This is a genomic window from Gemmatimonadota bacterium, assembly GCA_016712265.1.
In the GTDB taxonomy this organism is placed as follows: domain Bacteria; phylum Gemmatimonadota; class Gemmatimonadetes; order Gemmatimonadales; family Gemmatimonadaceae; genus RBC101.
This window is the reverse complement of the sequence record JADJRJ010000027.1, coordinates 53,505-71,622: the sequence shown is the minus strand read 5'-3', so window position 1 is coordinate 71,622 and position 18,118 is coordinate 53,505. Positions and strand designations below refer to the sequence as shown.

The following is an 18,118-nucleotide window of genomic DNA, read 5'->3' as shown; positions in this document are numbered from 1 at the left end:
CCGCGCTCGATCTCGTCAAGGCTCCGGAGTCCGCTCGCCGCTACAACGCCAGACACGCATCGCAGGGGTCGCCGGACTTGGTACCGGCGCCCCGGGAGCCTGATCGTGAGGCAGGGCCGCTGCTTGGGTGTGACTTTATGTCGCGGACGGCAATAGACATCGCGACGCCAGCGATGCCTAACAGACGCTTGCTCCCGACGCGGCTTGGCAATAGTGTAGGCCGCCATGTGCTTCGCCATGGCGGCCATCGTATTGGATGCCGCGCGGGAGAAGCGTGACGTTAGGTGGCTCTATCCTTGTGACGAGACGATGTCCTGTGTTCGGGTCGGCATACGCGTCCTACTAGCCTGCGTCCTGATCGCCCGGGGAGGCAGTGCTCAGTCGATCGACACGACGACGGTGGTGATCCACGGGCACCGTATCCAGCTGCTCACATCCGGTGGCCCCGGACCCACGGTGGTGTTCGAAGCCGGTTTTGCCACGTCGCAGCGTACGTGGTCGACGCTGCGCCCACTCGTCGATCCTTCGGTTCGCATGGTGACGTACGATCGTCCCGGCCTCGGCGCCTCCGAAATCTGTCCCGACGTCCGGGATGCGCTCACCATTGCGAAGGAGCTCCGCCTGATGCTGCGAGCGGCGAAGATTCCGCCGCCCTACCTCCTGGTCGGCTGGTCCGCAGGAGCCCTCCACACACGGGTGTTCGCTGGGCTTTATCCGAATGAGGTGCGGGGGCTGCTGCTGATCGATCCCTCTCCAGACACCTTCTATGGCATTGCGGAACGGGAGTACCCGGAGGTGTATCGTCGCCTGAGTGCAGCCGACAGCGTCGCGCCGAGCAGCTCAGCCGGCGAACGAGCGGAAGATGCAGGCTGGTTAGCGAGTCTCGGACAAGCGCAGAAGTCAGATGCCTCATGGCACGGCCCGCTGGTGGTGCTCTCTGCTGCGCGCGAGGATCTGGATGTGCTGGAGCCGATCTGGCATCGGGAGCAGCGGGCGTGGACGGCACGTCGCCAGGGCACGTACGCGCTGGTCGCGCAGGCGGGGCACGCCATCCATCGGGATCGCCCGGATAGTGTGGCGACTGTGCTGAGCGCGTTCATACGCCAGACCCACTCTGCCAGGTAACTGGTCGCCACCTAACAGCACGTTGCACCCGCCGGGAGCGCCCGCTAGGCCGGTGCCCAGTCCTGCGCCCCGCGGTCGGGCGGCTGGCGCCGCCGGTGGCGGGAGTACAGCTTCAGGGCGAGGGGGGCGGCGCCAACCGCCTTTGTATCCTTTGGGCGCGCAGCCGTTGGTGGCGCTCCCGCGGGTGAACGTGGGTCGTTAGGCCGAACCGTGGGGGTGGGTGGGTATGGCAAGTGTCAGCGTACCTGGCAGCTTCTTCCCCCAACTCGCCGGAGACTGATGGCTCGCAAAACCCCTTGGCGCTGCAAGATCACCTGGGCGCTTACGGCGCTCGCGTGCAACAGCGAAGACGTGGTTTCGGAGTCGCCGCCACGCGGTGCTCAGCTCTCAGGCACAGTGTTGACCGCCGCCGGTGCGCCGGTTGAGGGGGCGCGTGTGCGTGCCCAGGCTCTTGTCCTCATGCCGCAGGGCCCGACGGCGTTCGATACGCTGATCCGGACGTCGGACGCTCTCGGCCGCTTCTCGATGGCGCCCTTCTACTACGGCTTCTTCATCGATTCAGTCGTGCGGTTTCGGGTCACCGTCGAACCGAGAACCGGATCGGGGCTGGCCCCTGCGATCGACTCGGTGACCGTAGTCGCAAAGAGAGGTGGCCTTCAACAGGCCAACCTCACCCTGCGAGTCGGCCGGCTCGACGACTAGCCTGTGGCCCGGCAGCGGTGGAAGTGGGCCGACGCCTCTCGGGAAGTCGGGGTGCCGCGCTCGCGTCTGCCACGTGTGGGGCGACCCTGCCGACTTTGTCGGAGCTGCGTTCATCGCGACTTGCGTAGCACGGTGTCACGCGACCAAGCGTGGCTTCGAGCATTGAGAGAAGGAGGCCTCCGGGCCAAGCGTCTCCGCATGGACGCGACCAGGCCCGCCACAGAGGGGTCGGCCTAACAACACGTTGCACTTGGCGGACCTGTTCTAGGGTCTGGCACGCCCGCCCGGGCCGTGGTAGACTCTTGGAGGAACGGCCCGGGCGGGCGCGCCTTTTGTTGACCCGGTCCGCAAGTGAACGTGAAACGTTAGGCAGCAACGCGAGCAATGGCGCACCTCCCACCATGTCGCGAGCGGTGTGGCGGGCGGACCAAGCTAGCTAACCCGGGCACAGTCTCGGAGGTGGCCGAGGCCAGTCATCGGGACCGGCGCCCGCGGGCTGGAGGCCCTCCCGTCGGCGAGCCGCCGCGGTACACTTACCTTATGCTCGACTGGAACGACTGTCCTGCCGTCGAACGGATTCCGGGAAGGTCAGCGGGAGTGGCTGTTCCGCTCGACCCGGGTGCCCGTCCGTGCGCTCTTCGAAAACTTGAGGGCGGTGCGTCCGTGGCCGAGTTCCTGGTGGTTCCCGGGCGTGACGCGAGAGCAGGTTGACGCGGTGCTTGAGCACACCAGCCGCAGCCTCGCGGTCTCCGCGTAACGCGGTGTGAGGATCCTCTTCGATCAGGGCACGCCCGCACCGCTCCGGCGGTCGTTTGGGGCGCATGAGGTCGAGACGGCGTTCGAGCGCGGGTGGGCCGCACTCCAGAACGGCGCCCTGCTCGGCGCTGCGGAAGCGCAGGGCTTCGAGCTATTCGTGACGACGGATAAGAATCTGCGCTATCAGCAGGACCTGAGCACGCGGCGCATTGCGATCCTAGGCTCTGGACCACGAGCTGGCCGGATCTCCGGCCACATGCGGCCGGTGTCGCCGTCGCAGGCCTGGCGATGCGCCTCGGCGAGTATCGTGAGCTGCCGAAGCCTACGTAGGCAGGGGGCGAGGCGGGCGAACGATGGAGGAGTGGGTGAGAACGCGACAAGGGTGCGGCATCGTTCTGCCTAACAGTGTGTTGCTCGCGGCGGGGCCGGAGGGCTGGCCGCCGCACCCGGCGGCTGATAGTGTAAGGCAAGGTCCGCCGCCGGGTGCGGCGGCTCTAATTAGATGGCCCGCGCGAGAACACGGGTCGTTAGGCAGCACCGCTCAGAATGTGTCCGGGTGTGGCACTGTGTACGGGAGGCTCAATAGGACCGGAGGGGCGTCAGTCCACCGCCCTGTCCATGACAGCCTTGCCAGCGCATGACCAAGTACCCGAGCGCAGCTGAGGCAGGGAGTGCCCTTCGTTCGTCCCTGTACGTGGGACGCCAGACTACCGCCCCGTGAACCTAACGGGGCGCTCTGAGCAGCCGCGTCTCTAGGGTGAAGTCCCCGTGGCAGTATCGGCGACGACGCCAAATGCAGTGTCACCGCTCATTCGCAGCAGCTGAAATCGGCTAAAGGAAGTCGCGCGAACAGGAGCACCTCGCTCATCCGCGAGGATGTATGCGTACGTCGCCTCACCGGATTCATCTGCCCACCTGAACTGAGCGACGATCGCATCCGAAGCGCCAACGAACAATCGCACCAACATCTGCTGTCGGCGCGACCACCTGTTTACCTTGTCAGGAAGGCTGGTGCCAGGCAGTGGGGTCTCCGCGGTTGGCCACTCAATCGGACGGTACCAAGGTGCTCCGATATCCGAGTAGTGATCCTCTCCAGTACCCCGTGCGCGAATGTAAAGCCGGTTGGTGTTGAAGGCACCGGCAACAACGATGTTGGTGCCAGCGGCTACCGCAGGGTTGTTGAACACCTCCTCGTAGAGCCGAGACGGCGGAGTGAACCGGTAGTATGATGCCCGGCTCTCGCCCGTCGTAAGATCAACCTCATGGACGATGTCCATCTTGGTGCTGGCTTGTGCAGCAGCATCGTTCGTGGCGGACGCGACACCGCCGACGATCACCATTCCCCGAGCTCCGTGCCCGGTCATCGTCGTCCAGCTTCCTGGCACGCGTACCTGCGCGAGGAAAGCTCCGAGCGTATCCAGAATGGTGATGCCCTGCCGTGTGCGATCGAGAATCAACAGGCGAGCTGATCCGGTCAACGTGTCCACCTCGACTACTACTGGTCGACCGAGCTCCCCTGCGCCGTCCCCCGGCCGACCCAACTTGCGGACAAGCACCCCGGTGGAACGATCAAGCACCTCAACTACGGCTTGAAACAGATCAGCGATGTACACCCGGTGCCCAAGTACCGCCAAGGAGGTTGCGGTCCCGATCGGGTCTCCGCCCGGAGCTTTCAATGGCGTCGAGGTGATCGGCGCAATCAGGTCATCAAGGGCAACCACAGGCACGTCGGCGAATTCGGTTCGCGGCAGGTCCGATCGGACTTGTCGCACTTCTGGTTCGCAAGCTACGAGGTTAGGACGAGCGAGATGGCTACCGAAGTCGATTTGTTCATGAAGCATCCGGGTTGACGCCAGGCATATACCGCCCTTCACCGATGAGCACGTCCCGCAAGGAGGTAATGACCTCGGAGAGGCTGTATCCGACGCTTGCCCTCGCTACTCCGCCGTCGAGAAATAGCACCCTTCCCCGACCATCGACCAGAAGCGCCCAAGGCTCCTGACCGAGCGACATCGACTTCAAGACTCGGCGCTCCGGGTCGTAGAGGCCCACGGATTCAAGGCGACTCTCCGCGAAGTGCTCTCGCATGATCGCGGTATCTGTGCCACTCGCGATCGGTATGGTCTTGATACCGATGCGTTCACGAATGATGCGAAGTTGCATTGCCACATCGCTGCACGCCCAGCAGTTCTCGGAGCCAGCTACGAGCAACAGCGCCGGTTGCCCACCCAATACGTCGCTGAGAAGGACCGACTTCCCTCTCGAGTCAATGAGCTGCACCTCGGGAAGCGTCACTCCGACCAGCGCACGCAAAGGCTCTGGGGCTGGAACACTCGCTTGGCAGCTACAAGGCAAGGGCTCCATAGAGAACGGCTCGTATTGCGACCATCCGTGGCTCGCGTAACATGCGGCACCGGAACGGCAGGCGGGCGAGCCCGCCTGCCGTCCGCCTCAGCACGGCCGAGGAGAGACCGGGGCATCGCACTCAACGACGCCGGGGTACGCGACCAGGTATGATGTGGCGTGCGCCGGTCTCACCAGCAGCGCCGTACCGAGCGCGCACACGCCGCTTACCAGCACGATGCGCTGAACCACTGCCTTGAGGTTTCTCATCACTCCCTCCATGCGTGGAATGCTACGAAACGCAAGACCCTAGGGGTGTGCAGTTGCAGTATGCGCGCGAGGCGTGCTCCTGTCAAGCTTAATGTGACGAGCCGAGCCATAAGCAACTGGACCTAAAGCCATAGACGGGGAGGGCGCCTACAGCTACGGGGCGCTGCCTAACAGGTGGCTGCACCAGTCGGGCGCGAGGGGCTGGCCGTCCCGCCCGCCGCCTGATACAGTTAAGCGGGGTGCGGCGGCGGGCGGGACGGCTTGATTGGAGCGCCCGCTTGTGAGCCATGGGCGTTATGCTCACTGGGGCAGTGGTGGTTCTGTCCCCAGCACTGGCGTTGTTGTTTCAACGGCACGACCGGCGGCGGGGTCGCGACCGCGTTATCCGCTACGTCCACACAGCACACCGGGAGCAACCGTCACCAGCGGATAACGCGGCCGCCGGTTGAACACGGTGCTCGGGGGGTGCCCGGCGGGAGGGAGTGCCGCGGGTACCAGGGTGGTCACCCAGGAGCGGCGCCGCTCGCGTCCGTCCGAGACCTGGCGTCGGTCGAGGGTGCCCGGGGCCGAACGGAGGGGCGGCGGGCCGCTCGCTCGGCGTCAGCGGCCCCGCGGGGAGCATAACAAGCGGTAGCGCCCGACAGGCGTGCTGGCCACCGCACCCCGCGACTAGTAGATCACAGGGCAGGGTCGTCGCGGGGTGCGGCGGCTTTTGTATTCTGGCCTGCGGGCGAACCGCCGGTCGTTAGGCGCTCCTCGACGATCAGAATGTCGCTACTTACGCGGGCTGTACAGTGGATCCGACGTCGCGAGCGCAACCGAGAGCTGCGCGCCAGCTACCGGAGGGAGGCCGAGTCGGCGAAGTCCTTGGACGCGCGCGTCGCGCACCACGTGCGTCATCTCGACCTCTACTGGGGGCGCTTGCGGGGAGCGCTCGCTGGCGTTGCGCCTCAGGCGCTAGTCACCAGCGATCTCTTCGCTACCATCATCGTGGGAACCGAAGTGGCTTCGCACGACGTCCGAACGGCGAGTCGGCAAAGCGGGGCTGGCAGGCTCGAAGCACTGTGGCGCGAGTACCAGGACTGTCTTCGCAGCATTGACAATAGCGGCCACGACCTCCGCACCCGCATCGACTCGGCGTTCGACGCCTTCCGGAAAGCCGCAGATGCGGTCCGCAGCTGACAGACTCGGGTCAGGTCGGCGGCGGCCCCGCCGATTGCGATATCAGTCACGGAGTGGAGGATGCGTCTGCTGCGTCAGGATACCTTACGCGCTACAGTGGAGCATTCGGGGTTGGGGAGCCATGATCGAGTCTGGTCCACTTCCGCAGCCGAACCGGGCAGTACGGCATCGCCAAAAGGGCGCCTAACAACACGGTGCACTTGGCGGACCTACCATAGGGCTGGCCGACCCGCCCGGGCCGTGGTAGACTGATCAGGGAGGCGGCCCGGGCGGGTCGACCTCTTGTTTACCCGGTCCGCAAGTGACCGTGGGACGTTAGGCATTCACAGGAGCCATCGCGGTTGACGCGGTCGCCAGAAGCGCCCTCTCTCGAAGACCGCTGCTTGGCTCCCTGGTTACCAATGATCAGCGGGCAAGCCTACATGCTACCACCGCGGCTCGCTGCAAGATGGCCGGCAATGTCGTCCTGGTGGACAGTCGCGTGTCCTGCGCGGTGCGTCTCGTCGGGCTCCTGCACCGCAGACGGGCGCGACCCTTTGCGGTACCGGATGCGCGCCTCAGGACGGACTGACCGCCGCTCGGCACCCCAATACGAGGGTCTGACCCGTTGGTCGCCCAAATGGCCGAAAGGAAGATGCCCGCGCGCCGGTACCCTCTTGCGCGAACCCACGGTCAGGGCAGTATTGCTCTTGATCAAGGGCGCGTGGCAGTGCGCCCATCCGAGTGTGTCCTGACGGCAGGCCGTGTTTGAAAGGAGCCATGCGCATGTGCGTCTTTTGGCTGTCCTCGCGATGTCGCTGCGTACCCGCACTCAGCGGGTTACTGTTGGCTGGCTGTGCCTCGGATGAGGCCGTCGGGTTTCGTCAGCCGCTCTGCGAGCTGGATCCCCGGCCGGCGGTCGTGGTGACTGTGCAGGACTGGGTCACGAAGGAGTACATCGGCTCCGGAGCGACGCTCGTGCTACAAGACGGTGCGTTTCGCGACTCGGTGTCCGTGCCACCCAACCGACCTGACCTCAACGCCCAACGGCTCGCCACGCCGAACTCTGCGGGTCGGGAGGGACCTACACGGTGCGAGTAACCCGCCCGCCGTATGCAGCCTCATCTCCACGTCGGTGCAGATTGGCACAGACGGATGCAACGTTGTCCCGGCCGTGCTGTCGCTTCACTTGCGGATGCCACTGAGTGGGTAGCGTGAGCTGGCTCAGGGTGATGTGATGCCTAACAATCGCCAGCTGTCGTCGGCCGCTCCTTGAGTGCCCCCGCCCCGCGCGGCAGGTTGTGGTGGGAGGGCCGCGCGGGGCGGGGGCTCTATACGAGCGTCCGCAACAGAGGCGTGGTCGTTAGACGTCCTTCAGGACTTCGCGGTTAACCATATCTTGCGCGGTGAACAAGCCGGTCGGCGAAACGCGACGCCTACTGATTCACCTGTACCTGTCGGAGACTGAGTCGATGCAAACTGATGTGCCCTACCTGATGGCGGTTGGCAACCTCCCAAAGATCCTCGACAAGATCCAGAACGCCGGGGCTCCGGAGACGTTCAACCTAGACTTCCTCAAAGATCTAGGTTTCACGAGTTCCCACGACCGACCAACGCCGAAACTCCTCAAATACATCGGCTTACTCGACAGCAACGGTCATCCAACCGCGAGTTACAAGGAGTTCATGGATCACACGAAGGCGCGGAAGGTGCTCGCGACGCGCTCAGGACGGCTTTTGACGACCTGTTCACCGCAGACAAGAAGGCCAATGAGAGGAGCGCAGAGCAACTAAAGGGGTGGTTCAAGACGAAGACCGGCGTTGGTGATTCGGTGGCCGATAAGATGGCCCGGACCTTCAAGACTCTGAGCGGCTACGCGGACTTCACCGGCGAGGCACCAGCGGCGCCGCTGACAGAGACTCCCACAGAGGAGCCGTCCAAGGCTCCCGACAGCAGCAGCCGACTTGACGACGCTGCCGCCCTCTCGCCCAAGGGTGCGGGAATTGGCCTTGTGTATCGTTTCGAGATCCATCTGCCAGACACGCAGAATGTTGACACGTTCCGAGCAATCTTCCGCGCCCTTCGCGAGGAGCTGGTGTGAGCCGCGACCTTTCGGACTTCATGTTCCGTGGCCTGATCACGAGTCATGCGGTTCGCGATATGGAGGCGACGGGCCGACTGAGGCCGAAGCGCGCAGATCCGACGCAGCGCGACGACGCGGAGCTGTTCTCGTCTGTCTCTGAAGCCATAAGGAGCGGTAGCGTCTACATGCAGCGATGCTATCGACTTCTGTTTGTGTTAGAGAACCTCGTTCGAGAGTTCGTTCAAGACGTCCTGCAGGAGAAGGATGGTCCCGAGTGGTTCGAGCGAAGAGCGAGTCAGCCGATGATGAAGAAGGTCGATGACAGGAGGGAAACTGAAACGCGCAATCAGTGGCACGCAGGGAGAAACACCCATCCGGTGAACTACGTCGACTTCGGCGACCTGGGCCTCCTTATCCAGAACCACTGGGCCGAGTTTCGTGACTTGCTGCCGACTCAGGCTTGGGCAGTGAGTCGCCTGAGCGACGCGGAGCGCACCCGCAACGTCATTGCCCATACCAACCGTCTCAGCAGTGAAGAGCTAGCTCGGCTAGAGCTCATCGTGTCGGACTGGATCAAGCAAGTAGGGTGACGTGCCTTCGCGCGAGTTGCCGGGTCGCTCGATGGCAGTACAGCGCGCAGGACGTCTAACAAGCGGCTGCAGACTGACGGGCCTGGGGGCTGGCTGTTCCGCCCGGGCCGTGGTAGCATGGAAGGGAGCGGCCCGGGCGGAACAGCTTTGTTTTAGGTGGCCCGCAGCTGAGCCGCGGACGTTAGACCGAAAGCCTGGGAGACATCACGGCCGCGCCGGCGTGCCACCCAGATGTCCACGTCTGAGGTGAGCGCGACGCTCAACCCTGAAGAGAGACCTTCCGTTGATTCGCACTTTGGTGACCGCCATAGTGGAATAGGCACCCGGCCAGCCGATCAGCACTTCGCACTCAGACAAACCGCACCTTTCCCTCGCACCGAGCTCGCCGCCGACCTTGCCGGGGCCCAGGCCATACCGCACCGTCACGAGGCGTCGCACCGTTTACCCGATGGACTCTCTCACTCTGAATCTTCAGCATTGTTACGGGATCAAGCGGCTTCGGACGGAGCTTGCCTTTTCGACGTCGCCGGCCATCGCCATCTACGCACCGAACGGCGTCATGAAGTCGTCCCTGGCTCAGGTGTTCAAGGATATCGCGGACGGCAATGACTCCCGCGATCGGGTCTTTCCCCACCGCGTCACGACTCGGACGATCACGTTTCCGGATGGTCGGGAACTCGGCCCCGAGAGCGTGCTCGTGCTACCTCCTTACGAGGAGGTGTTTGGGGACGCGGACAAGACCGCGACACTGTTGGTAGATGCACGACTCCGAAAGGAGTACGAGAGCCTGTTCGCCGACATCGACAAGGCGAAGGCGCTGCTCCTTCGCGCCGTCTCGACTTCCGCCGCGACCAAGAAGGATATGGCCGTCGAAATCACCACCGCTCTCGGAGACGGCGAGACGGACCTGTACGCGCTCCTCAACCGCATACGGAACGAAATAGCGTCGTATGAGGGGCCGTCCTTCGCCAACGTCCCGTACGATCTCATTTCAGACGAGCGAGTGGCCGCTCTTCTGGCTACGCAAGACATCAAGACCACCATCGAAACGTACATCCAAACGTACAACAAGTTGCTCGCCGCCTCGAAGTACTTTAAGAAGGGCACCTTCGAATACCACAACGCTTCCACAGTTGGCAAGACGTTGGCTACGAGTGGCTTTTTCGAGGCGAAGCACAGCGTCACACTCGTGTCCGACACAAGAGTCGAGGTGACCAACGCCAAGCAACTTGACGAGGTGATTGCCAAGGAGAAGGAGGCGATCCTCAAGGATGCGCAGCTCCGCCAAGCATTCAATGAGGTCGAGAAGCGAATAACGAAGAACGAGCTTCTTCGTGACCTTCAGGCCTTCCTCGCGGAACATGAGGAGGTTCTGACTCTGATGGCCGATCTCAACGGGCTTAAGCGGAAAACGCTGCTTTCATACCTACGGGCACACAGCGAGCTGCTAGAGGACTTGCTCACGCGGTACACGTCTGCGGAGAAGCGTAGCAAGGAAATCGAGGCAGAAGCAGCGCGCCAGCGCACTCAGTGGGAGGCCGTGATTGAGCTTTTCAACCGGCGCTTCTTCGTGCCCTTCAGCCTCAGCGTCACCAACCGCGTGTCCGTCATCCTTGGGGACGAGACCGTTCCAGCACTCGGCTTCACCTTTCGGGATGGCGAGGACTCCGCAGATCTCTCACGAGTCGACCTTCTGAGAGTTCTGAGCACGGGAGAACGGAAGGCGCTTTACATCCTGAATGTGATCTTTCAGGTGGAAGTCCGTCGCCAGGCGCGGCAGGACACCCTATTCGTGGTCGACGACATCGCCGACTCATTCGACTACAAGAACAAATATGCCATCATTCAGTACCTGAAGGACATCGCTGATGAGACCTGTTTCCGCCAGCTCATCCTGACGCACAATTTTGACTTCTTTCGAACCGTTCAGAGTCGCTTCGTCAGGTACTCGGACTGCTTGATGGTCCAGCGCACAGCGGCGGGGTTGGACCTGGTCCCGGCGGTAGGAATCAAGAACATCTTCGTCAACGACTGGAAACCACATTTCCACGACAACGCTCGGAAGCGCGTGGCCGCCGTGTCCTTTCTCCGCAATATCATCGAATACACGCGTGGGGTGGATGACGCGGACTATCTGACCCTTACCAAGCTGCTTCACTGGCGTCCGGACTCATCCAGTATCACACACGCCGAACTCGATCAGATCTACGGCCGACTCTTCGGCGCGGGAACAGCTTGGCCGGATCCAACAGGATGCGTCATCGATACGGTGCGCGCCGAAGCAGAACTGTGCTTGAACGCCCCGGAGGGCCTCAATCTCGAGAACAAGATCGTGCTGTCCATCGCCGCGCGGTTGCATGCCGAACGCCACATGGCGGGCGTCATCTCTGACCCCGCGTTTCTGATGTCCATCGGGGCCAATCAGACGGCGCGCTTGTTGGCAAAGTACAAAACGCAGCCGACCGCGACTTCCGACGCGATTCAGCTCCTCGACGAAGTTGTGCTGGTCACACCTGAGAACATCCACCTCAATGCGTTCATGTACGAGCCAATTCTAGACATGGCCGACGATCATCTCCGGTCGCTCTACCTGCGGATTCGGGTGCTGACCTGATGGTCCGGTGCCGCGAGAGTCAACGTCGGGCCTGGGGCCGCAAGTCATCAGTCGACGCGCGTCACCCATCAAGCAGCACGGGAGAGAGTCCACTCATTCCCTATCGCGCGTGGTGCTTCAGGTTTCGGAGTAACTCACGCACGTGTGCAGCGACCATCACGCCCGCCGCTGGCATGCGTCGCTCCCCATCGGATCCAGGAGGGCCTGGTCTGGCCTCATCGCGCGCGGTTCGGTCTAACAAACGGTTGCAAAAGACAGCCGCGCCGCTGAAGGCTCGCTGCGCTCGCACTATTTAAGCGGCTGCATTTGAACCGTGGCGTTAGCCCGTCGCCTGGGCGACCCTTCGTGTGCGGAACAAACAGGGCGCCAGGGCGAACCGGGATGCGCAGAAGTTCAAACTTGCCGCTGCCTTCAAGCACGGGCCCATTGATGCACCAACGAGATCGGCGTTGGCGAAGGTTGCTCGCTGGATTGCTCATCATGGGAGCCCTCGGTCGAGTGGGTGAGCCGGCGACCGCCGCCGCCAGCCACCCGGTCGTCTTGTGCACGATCGGCCTGACCACCGTGCCGTTCGCTTCCCCTGGCCCCGGGCTGCCGATTCCTGCGAACGCCGGAACGCCCCTGTTGACGCCAGAAGCGAGCGCCGCACTGATTCTCGCGCGCCCAGGTGCAGATACCGTGGAGGTGGGTTCGGGCTTGGTCTTCGACCGAGCGGCGTGGTTGCGTCGCGACCCGCGGAAGATCTTCGGACAGACAATGCAACTTGAGCGCATCGAGGGCGCCGGCGCGGAGCGCGTCCGCCGAGCGAACCAAGAACGGGGCTCGAGGGAGGTTGTTCTGGTGCCTTGGGGCTACGACGCCGGTTGCGGCCCCTACTTCTGGCGCGGATCGGCGCAGTGGAGTACGCCCGACTCAGTAGGTGTCTACGTCGCGGAGCTACGGCCCGACTCGCTCTGGAGTGCGGGACGTGCGACCTTCGACGTCTACGTCGCTGAGATCTCGTATGCCTATGGCCCGCACCTTCCGCACCGTTCATGGATCGACCGCGAGGCACGCAAGCACGGACGGGTCTCCGGACCAACTCCGCAGGAGGTCTTCCTGCGAAACCGGCCCGTGCGGCCGCCCTGAAGCGAACAGCGCACGCGCGATGGCAGGACGCCGAGCAGCGCGGGCTAACAGCACGCAGCTCAGGTCGGGGCCGATGGGGTGGCCGCCGCACCCGGCGGCTAGTAGTGTAAGAGCAAGGGCCGCCGCCGGGTGCGGCGGCTTTATGAGAGGCCCCGCCTGAGAGCGTGGGACGTTATGCGGACCGGTGCGTTGCTCCCCATCCTTCTGATACGGTCTACGTGATCCGAGCCACGACGAGATTCATGCTGATGGTGCTGGGCGCGACGAACACGCCCGCCCAGGCCGTCGCTGTGGGCGTGCCACGAGCACCAGTCCGATCGCGGTCGTGAACGCGTACGTGGCGGCGTTCAACGCAAAGGACCTCGACGCGATGATGGCGCACGTCTCCCCAGGATTGGTGTGGCTGAACGTCGGGGGAGACTCGGCCACGCTCGGCGGACGAGGTGTGGACGCCTTTCGGCGCCTGCTGGCCGGCTACTTTCGCGAAGTACCCACCGCCCGGTCGGAGCTCTTGGTCGTGCGCGCCACTGGACCGTGGGTCACCACGCACGAGCGGACGCGCTGGAGTGCACCGCCGGCTGGGGCGGGTGGGCAGTCGAGCGTCGTCGTGTATGAGGTGCGGGCCGGGTTGGTGCAGCGCGCGTGGTACTACCCTGCGGAGCCGTAAGGTCGGGTGCTCGCACGCGGTGTCCGTGACGGCGGTCCTTCAAGCGCTGCAGTGGGCGGCGGGGGCCGCATAACAAAGCGCTGCACAAGTCGGGCCGCTCAGGGTGGCCGTCCCGCCCGGGCCGCCGTAAGATCATGAAGGTACGGCCCGGGCGGGCCGGCATCTATTTAGATGGCCCGCATGTGAGCGCGGGTCGTTATGCTGTCTGAAGAAGAGACGGTAGGTTCGCATGACCCCGTGCCCAGTCCGCCCGCGGTCCGGTGCCTCCGGTAGCGCGAGCAACCGCAGCACGGCGAGAACCGAAGACGAGTACCGCTGATATCGACGACTCGCCTGAAGGCTGGCTCCGCGTCGGAGTGTCGTGTCGCCCGCGTACATGCATTGCGAGGTGTGCGCTGGCGGGCTGCACCAGTCGCTGACCGCGCCCAAGAGACACCCTACTTGGCGAGAGATCGTGTGACCATTCGCCCCAGTGCTGCGAGTCCAGGGGCCCCCAACACGAGCTCCTCCCTGATCAAGAGAGTGGGAGTGCCTCGTACCCCAAGTGCGAGGGCATCGCTGCTATCTCTCCGTATGGCCGCAAGTGTTGACGCGGCGCTCATGCATTCGAGAAACGAGACGGTGTCCGCGACGCCAGCATCTTCTGCGATGGTACTCCACTGCCGCCGACCGACCGAGTCTGGATCGGCGAATAGACGCTCGTGGAGGGACTCAAACCGGCCCTGCTCGTGCGCGCACCACGCGGCAAGGGCGACCGCGAGGCCCTTGGGGCCCGACGGCAGGTTGCGAAACTCGATCGCGACCTTTCCTGGGAGTGCCCGTTGAACCTCATCAAGTTCCACCGCTGCCACGCGGCAGTAGGGACACAGGAAGTCTGAGAACTCAACGATCGTAATCGCGGCCGAGTCTGGACCAAGGCGGGGACCCCGCCCGACGAAGTCTTCCCAGTTGGCTACGCGTCGCACGTCATGTCCGCGCGTGCTACCCGGCGTGCGCTGACTCTCACCGAGTCGTCGCACGCCGAGCCACACTGCAGCCGTCGTCAGCGCGAACACCAACGCGTTGAGCGCCACGTGGCGCAATCCAGACACGGCGGCAGGGCGCCCTTGGACCTCGTTCACGCCGATCCGCACTCGCCAGGCGCAAGCTCCGAGACCACCCAACGGCACTTGCAGCCGAAGTCGCACCCGTTGTCGTTCTGGCACTCGTACCGCACGCAGGCGTCCAGTGCGGCAGCATCAGCAGCCGGTTGTGCGAAACCGGTAACAGCAATCACCATCAATCCGACCCAAGCCATGCGCTTTGTCATCGTCTGAATCCTCCGCGACCGAAGAGTGAGATGCGCCGCGCCGCGTATGCGGCGAAGTGGCACGCGCACGATGCAGTAGAGAGTTGCCCCCTGTCAAGTGTGCGACTACGTTACAGCTAAACTCCTGAGGAGAGCAGACCGTGTCTCAGACAAGCTCAGCTGCAAGTGTGCGGCGCTTGTGGCGGACTGGGCCGTACCTAAACAGAAAGTGCCGAGCTGATGCGTGCGCGATACCGCTATGGGAAGGCTGGCGCCAGTGGGTGGCCCTTGCTGTGATGGCGCTGCTGACGACGGGGCCGTCGTCGTCCGCCGCACAGGATGGGCGCCGCTGGTCGTATGGGCGAGCACACGCGCCAACAACACGGATCTTGCGTTCGCAAGCCGCCGCTGTAATCGGTGGACGTGAGGGCGAAGGGCCAAGCGCGTTTGGTGACATCGCCGGGCTCGGCGTACTGGGGAGCGGGCGCATCGTCGTAGCGGATGCTCGGGCGAACGAGATCCGCATCTTCGAGCGCAACGGCATGTTGGTGCGCTCGGTCGGTCGCTCCGGCCGTGGCCCTGGGGAGTTTGATCGCATACTCTGGTCGCTCCAGGCGTATCAGGACCGCATCCTTGCGACGGACAACAGTGGGCGGGCTCACCTCTTCTCCGAGACTGGTGCGCTCCTGCGGACGATGTCGCGGCCTGCGCTAGAGGGTGTTGTGCAGGTGCAGCGCGTCGGGCTCCTAAGCGGAGGGACAATCGCCCTTGCAGCGTTCGAGTTTCCGCCCGACACGCAGGGCGGAGCATATGAGATGATCCGCCTGGTCTTCCGTGAGCAAGCGGATTTGGCCGGATCGAGAGTCGCCCGTGTCGTGCGAACCCCGGGCTACCGACGTCAGCCGAGCACGGAGGGTGCGCAGCCGATCCTATTCGGCCCGCTCAACGAGATCGCAGCGCGTGCGGATCGAGTGTGTCTCGGGTACTCTGCCCAGTACCGGATACGGTGCTTCGGGCTAACTGGATCGCTTCTCTTCGAGCTCGAGCGATCCTTGGCACCAGAGCCAGTTGCCGAGGAGGTCCGAGCACGTGCACGTGCAGCGTACGTCGAGGGCAACCGGCAGGCCGCGACGGAGGAGATGCTCGCAAAACTACACTTCGAAGCCAGTCGTTTCCGATTCGCCAACCAAGCGCCAGCGTTTGGCCGCTTCCTCCTCTCGGAGAATGGGGAGCTTTGGGTGAGCACGTTCAATCCGGCTGAGCGGCTCATCGGGCCGAAACACCTCCGGGTCTCATCGACGCCGATCACATGGAGCGTCTACGATCGATCGGGCGCTTGGACGATGGATGTCGAGGTGCCAGCGCGCTTCGTTCCGCACGCAATTCACCGCGGTGAGGTGTACGGAGTGTCGATGGATGCGGATGGTGTAGAGAGCGTATCAGTCTTGCAGCTTGTGCGGCGATGATGCCATTGGATCGGCATCGGCCGTCGCTCCAACAGACTTCCGCCTGTCCGCGCCCTCAACAATCCTGGGTGCAGGGAGAGCCGGCGGAAGGTGTACGGTGCTTGCCCCTGGGCGTTGTCCGCGACAGGGCGTCGCTCGCCTCGCCGTGACGGTGCCAGCAGACAACGCGGCCTGCTTGATGGCATCCGTGTCCTGGGCGGCGGTCGCCCCCACCGACTCGTCCGGGCTACCAGGCGTCCCACTGCTGGGGGTACTGCCTCGCTCGGGTCCCACTTCGCCGGCGGGAGGCACGGTGACTGTGGCAGCCTTCCCGGTCCGGCGGCGGTCGAAGGTGCCCGGGGCCACCCGGGCGGCGGTGCTCGGCTCGCTGGGCTTCGGTGACCCCGGGGCAGCATAACAAACGGTTGCGCCCGCCGGGCCGGTGGGCTGGCCGCCGCACCCCGCGACTAGTAGATCACAGGGCAGGGTCGTCGCGGGGTGCGACGGCTCTATTTGATGGCCCGCAGGCGAACCGTGGGTCGTTAGGCCTCAGCGCGAGGGCTCGGGATCGTCAGGCCTCCCCACCTCAGATCCGCAGGCGCCGTCGGCCGTGGCCGCGCAGACCTCCAGGCCGGGGGCTTGCGCTGCCGTATATGAGTATCGTATACCTTCCCTGTGGCCGATGTCTACGACGACCTGGCGCGGTGCGACGGCTTCGACTGGGATGACGGGAATGCGCCCAAGCTCTGGGCGCGCCATCGCGTCAGCCCGGGGAGGCGGAGCAGGTCTTCTTCCGGGATCCGCTCGTGGTGGTCGCGGACACGAAACACTCGGCGTCGGAGGCCCGGTATTACGTGCTCGGCCGCACGGCCGGCGAGCGGCGGCTGTTTCTGGTGTTCACCCTGCGCGGGAGCCTGATCCGGGTGCTATCGGCTCAGGACATGAATCGACGGGAACGGAGGGTCTATGAGCGAGCCGAAGAAGCGAGCGACGAGTAAGCGCCGGCCGGTGCCGCGGTTTGCGTCGGAGGATGCCGAGCGGGCGTTTTGGGCGACGCATGACTCGACGGAGTACGTCGACTGGAGTCAGGCGCGCCGCGTGCGCTGCCGGGCCTCAAGCCCAGCACGGAGACGATCTCGCTCCGCTTGCCGGCCGACCTGCTGGAGGAGTTGAAGGTGCAGGCGAATCAGCGTGACGTCCCCTATCAATCGCTGCTGAAGGTGTACCTGTCGGAGCGGGTGGCGTCCGAGCGCGGGCGGCGCCGCCGCCGAAAGGCTGAGGCCTAACAAATGGCTGCACAAGCCGGGCGCCGTGGGGTGGCCGCCCCGCCCGCCGCCTGATATGCTAAGGCGAGGTTCCGCGGCGGGCGGGACGGCTTGATAGGAGCGCCCGCTTGTGAGCCATGGACGTTAGACGCTCGAACCGCCCGCGAGCGGCTGCGCGGAAGCGAACGTACTCAGCGCTCAGGGAGGCGATGTACGTCCGAGGCGCAGGTACTTGAGGCCAGAGGCGACAAGCAGGGTGTCGCCGGCAATCGCAAATGCGGCACAACTGTACTCCTTCGTCGCGCCCAGGCAGAGCATCGGCAGACTCACACATCCGTCGCCGTTGCCGAAGATGCACTCGGGATCGCCGCCATCAGAGTAGCCCCCGCGCCAGTCTTCCCTCGTGCCCACAGGGTCGCGGGATCCGAAGATCACTTTCCAGCGGTGCACCTTCGCATAGCGTTGGCCCCAGGGTATGATGGCATCGGCCAGCGAATCCGCGCTGAGGCGAAGGGTGTCGCCACGCAGGCGCCCCGTGCCGATGTTCAGCCAAGATCCGACCAAGGCCACGGGCAATCGAGGGACTGATGGATCGTCGGGCGTTTCGGGCGTCGTCTCCCCGGTACAGGCGGCGACGAGCGCAAAGACGACGCCGCTAGCCCATCGTCCAGCAGCGCGGCG

Annotated in this window: 16 protein-coding genes and 2 pseudogenes; 13 read left to right on the top strand and 5 right to left on the bottom strand. The window is 64.3% G+C overall.

All coding sequences use genetic code 11. The features are described 5' to 3' along the window. Positions 1–237 precede the first annotated feature (237 nt). Both IPK85_04540 and IPK85_04535 read left to right on the top strand, forming a co-directional pair. Complete coding sequence (locus IPK85_04540; protein ID MBK8246652.1) at positions 238–1,125, top strand: alpha/beta hydrolase; 888 nt, start codon at positions 238–240, stop codon at positions 1,123–1,125. Positions 1,126–1,404: 279 nt separating this feature from the next. Continuing rightward, complete coding sequence (locus IPK85_04535; protein ID MBK8246651.1) at positions 1,405–1,827, top strand: hypothetical protein; 423 nt, start codon at positions 1,405–1,407, stop codon at positions 1,825–1,827. A 1,508-nt stretch (positions 1,828–3,335) separates the two neighbouring features. Here the strand turns inward: IPK85_04535 and IPK85_04530 are convergent. Beyond that, the gene (locus tag IPK85_04530; GenBank protein MBK8246650.1) at positions 3,336–4,310 is read right to left on the bottom strand and encodes a hypothetical protein; all 975 of its coding nucleotides are present in this window, start codon (positions 4,308–4,310) and stop codon (positions 3,336–3,338) included. Positions 4,311–4,413: 103 nt separating this feature from the next. Next, positions 4,414–4,878, bottom strand: a complete 465-nt coding sequence (locus IPK85_04525; GenBank protein ID MBK8246649.1) for a hypothetical protein — start codon at positions 4,876–4,878, stop codon at positions 4,414–4,416. Positions 4,879–5,964: 1,086 nt separating this feature from the next. On the opposite strand from IPK85_04525, the gene IPK85_04520 reads away from it, so the two are divergent. The 8 genes from IPK85_04520 to IPK85_04485 all read left to right on the top strand — a co-directional run bounded on the left by IPK85_04520 (position 5,965) and on the right by IPK85_04485 (position 13,439). Continuing rightward, a complete protein-coding gene (locus tag IPK85_04520; GenBank protein ID MBK8246648.1) occupies positions 5,965–6,378 on the top strand; it encodes a hypothetical protein in 414 nt (137 codons plus the stop codon). An 825-nt stretch (positions 6,379–7,203) separates the two neighbouring features. Continuing rightward, positions 7,204–7,458, top strand: coding sequence for a hypothetical protein (locus IPK85_04515; GenBank protein MBK8246647.1), 255 nt, complete (start codon positions 7,204–7,206; stop codon positions 7,456–7,458). A 305-nt stretch (positions 7,459–7,763) separates the two neighbouring features. Next, positions 7,764–8,150: a DUF5343 domain-containing protein gene (locus tag IPK85_04510; GenBank protein MBK8246646.1), complete on the top strand. Its 387-nt coding sequence runs from the start codon at positions 7,764–7,766 to the stop codon at positions 8,148–8,150. A 50-nt stretch (positions 8,151–8,200) separates the two neighbouring features. Beyond that, positions 8,201–8,458: a hypothetical protein gene (locus IPK85_04505; GenBank protein ID MBK8246645.1), complete on the top strand. Its 258-nt coding sequence runs from the start codon at positions 8,201–8,203 to the stop codon at positions 8,456–8,458. Then, a complete protein-coding gene (locus IPK85_04500; protein ID MBK8246644.1) occupies positions 8,455–9,030 on the top strand; it encodes a hypothetical protein in 576 nt (191 codons plus the stop codon). The genes IPK85_04505 and IPK85_04500 overlap by 4 nt, the downstream gene beginning before the upstream one ends. Positions 9,031–9,478: 448 nt before the next feature. Then, complete coding sequence (locus tag IPK85_04495) at positions 9,479–11,644, top strand: phage infection protein (GenBank protein MBK8246643.1); 2,166 nt, start codon at positions 9,479–9,481, stop codon at positions 11,642–11,644. Positions 11,645–12,124: 480 nt separating this feature from the next. Then, positions 12,125–12,772: a hypothetical protein gene (locus IPK85_04490; protein MBK8246642.1), complete on the top strand. Its 648-nt coding sequence runs from the start codon at positions 12,125–12,127 to the stop codon at positions 12,770–12,772. Positions 12,773–13,097: 325 nt separating this feature from the next. Then, the gene (locus IPK85_04485) at positions 13,098–13,439 is read left to right on the top strand and encodes a nuclear transport factor 2 family protein (protein ID MBK8246641.1); all 342 of its coding nucleotides are present in this window, start codon (positions 13,098–13,100) and stop codon (positions 13,437–13,439) included. Positions 13,440–13,876: 437 nt separating this feature from the next. Here IPK85_04485 and IPK85_04480 read toward each other — a convergent pair whose 3' ends face one another. Continuing rightward, entirely contained in the window at positions 13,877–14,530 is a 654-nt protein-coding gene (locus IPK85_04480) for a DsbA family protein (protein MBK8246640.1), read from the bottom strand. A gap of 26 nt (positions 14,531–14,556) precedes the next feature. Next, the gene (locus IPK85_04475) at positions 14,557–14,748 is read right to left on the bottom strand and encodes a hypothetical protein (GenBank protein MBK8246639.1); all 192 of its coding nucleotides are present in this window, start codon (positions 14,746–14,748) and stop codon (positions 14,557–14,559) included. A 368-nt stretch (positions 14,749–15,116) separates the two neighbouring features. Between IPK85_04475 and IPK85_04470 the strand changes: the two genes are divergently transcribed. From IPK85_04470 to IPK85_04460, 3 genes and pseudogenes are all read left to right on the top strand, one after another. Then, positions 15,117–16,193: a hypothetical protein gene (locus IPK85_04470; GenBank protein ID MBK8246638.1), complete on the top strand. Its 1,077-nt coding sequence runs from the start codon at positions 15,117–15,119 to the stop codon at positions 16,191–16,193. A gap of 675 nt (positions 16,194–16,868) precedes the next feature. Next, a pseudogene (locus tag IPK85_04465) lies at positions 16,869–17,170 on the top strand (BrnT family toxin). Beyond that, positions 17,139–17,458, top strand: a pseudogene (locus tag IPK85_04460) (BrnA antitoxin family protein). Before IPK85_04465 ends, IPK85_04460 begins: the two co-directional pseudogenes overlap by 32 nt. Before the next feature lie 177 nt (positions 17,459–17,635). On the opposite strand, the gene IPK85_04455 reads toward IPK85_04460, so the two are convergent. After that, a complete protein-coding gene (locus IPK85_04455; GenBank protein ID MBK8246637.1) occupies positions 17,636–18,007 on the bottom strand; it encodes a hypothetical protein in 372 nt (123 codons plus the stop codon). Between the last annotated feature and the right edge of the window lie 111 nt (positions 18,008–18,118).

Bases quoted from the DNA above. Each gene is read 5' to 3' on its own strand.
- IPK85_04540 (MBK8246652.1), top strand. From the start codon at position 238: ATGGCGGCCATCGTATTGGATGCCGCGCGGGAGAAGCGTGACGTTAGG.
- IPK85_04535 (MBK8246651.1), top strand. From the start codon at position 1,405: ATGGCTCGCAAAACCCCTTGGCGCTGCAAGATCACCTGGGCGCTTACG.
- IPK85_04520 (MBK8246648.1), top strand. From the start codon at position 5,965: ATGTCGCTACTTACGCGGGCTGTACAGTGGATCCGACGTCGCGAGCGC.
- IPK85_04505 (MBK8246645.1), top strand. From the start codon at position 8,201: ATGGCCCGGACCTTCAAGACTCTGAGCGGCTACGCGGACTTCACCGGC.
- IPK85_04495 (MBK8246643.1), top strand. From the start codon at position 9,479: ATGGACTCTCTCACTCTGAATCTTCAGCATTGTTACGGGATCAAGCGG.
- IPK85_04490 (MBK8246642.1), top strand. From the start codon at position 12,125: ATGGGAGCCCTCGGTCGAGTGGGTGAGCCGGCGACCGCCGCCGCCAGC.
- IPK85_04475 (MBK8246639.1), bottom strand. From the start codon at position 14,748: ATGACAAAGCGCATGGCTTGGGTCGGATTGATGGTGATTGCTGTTACC.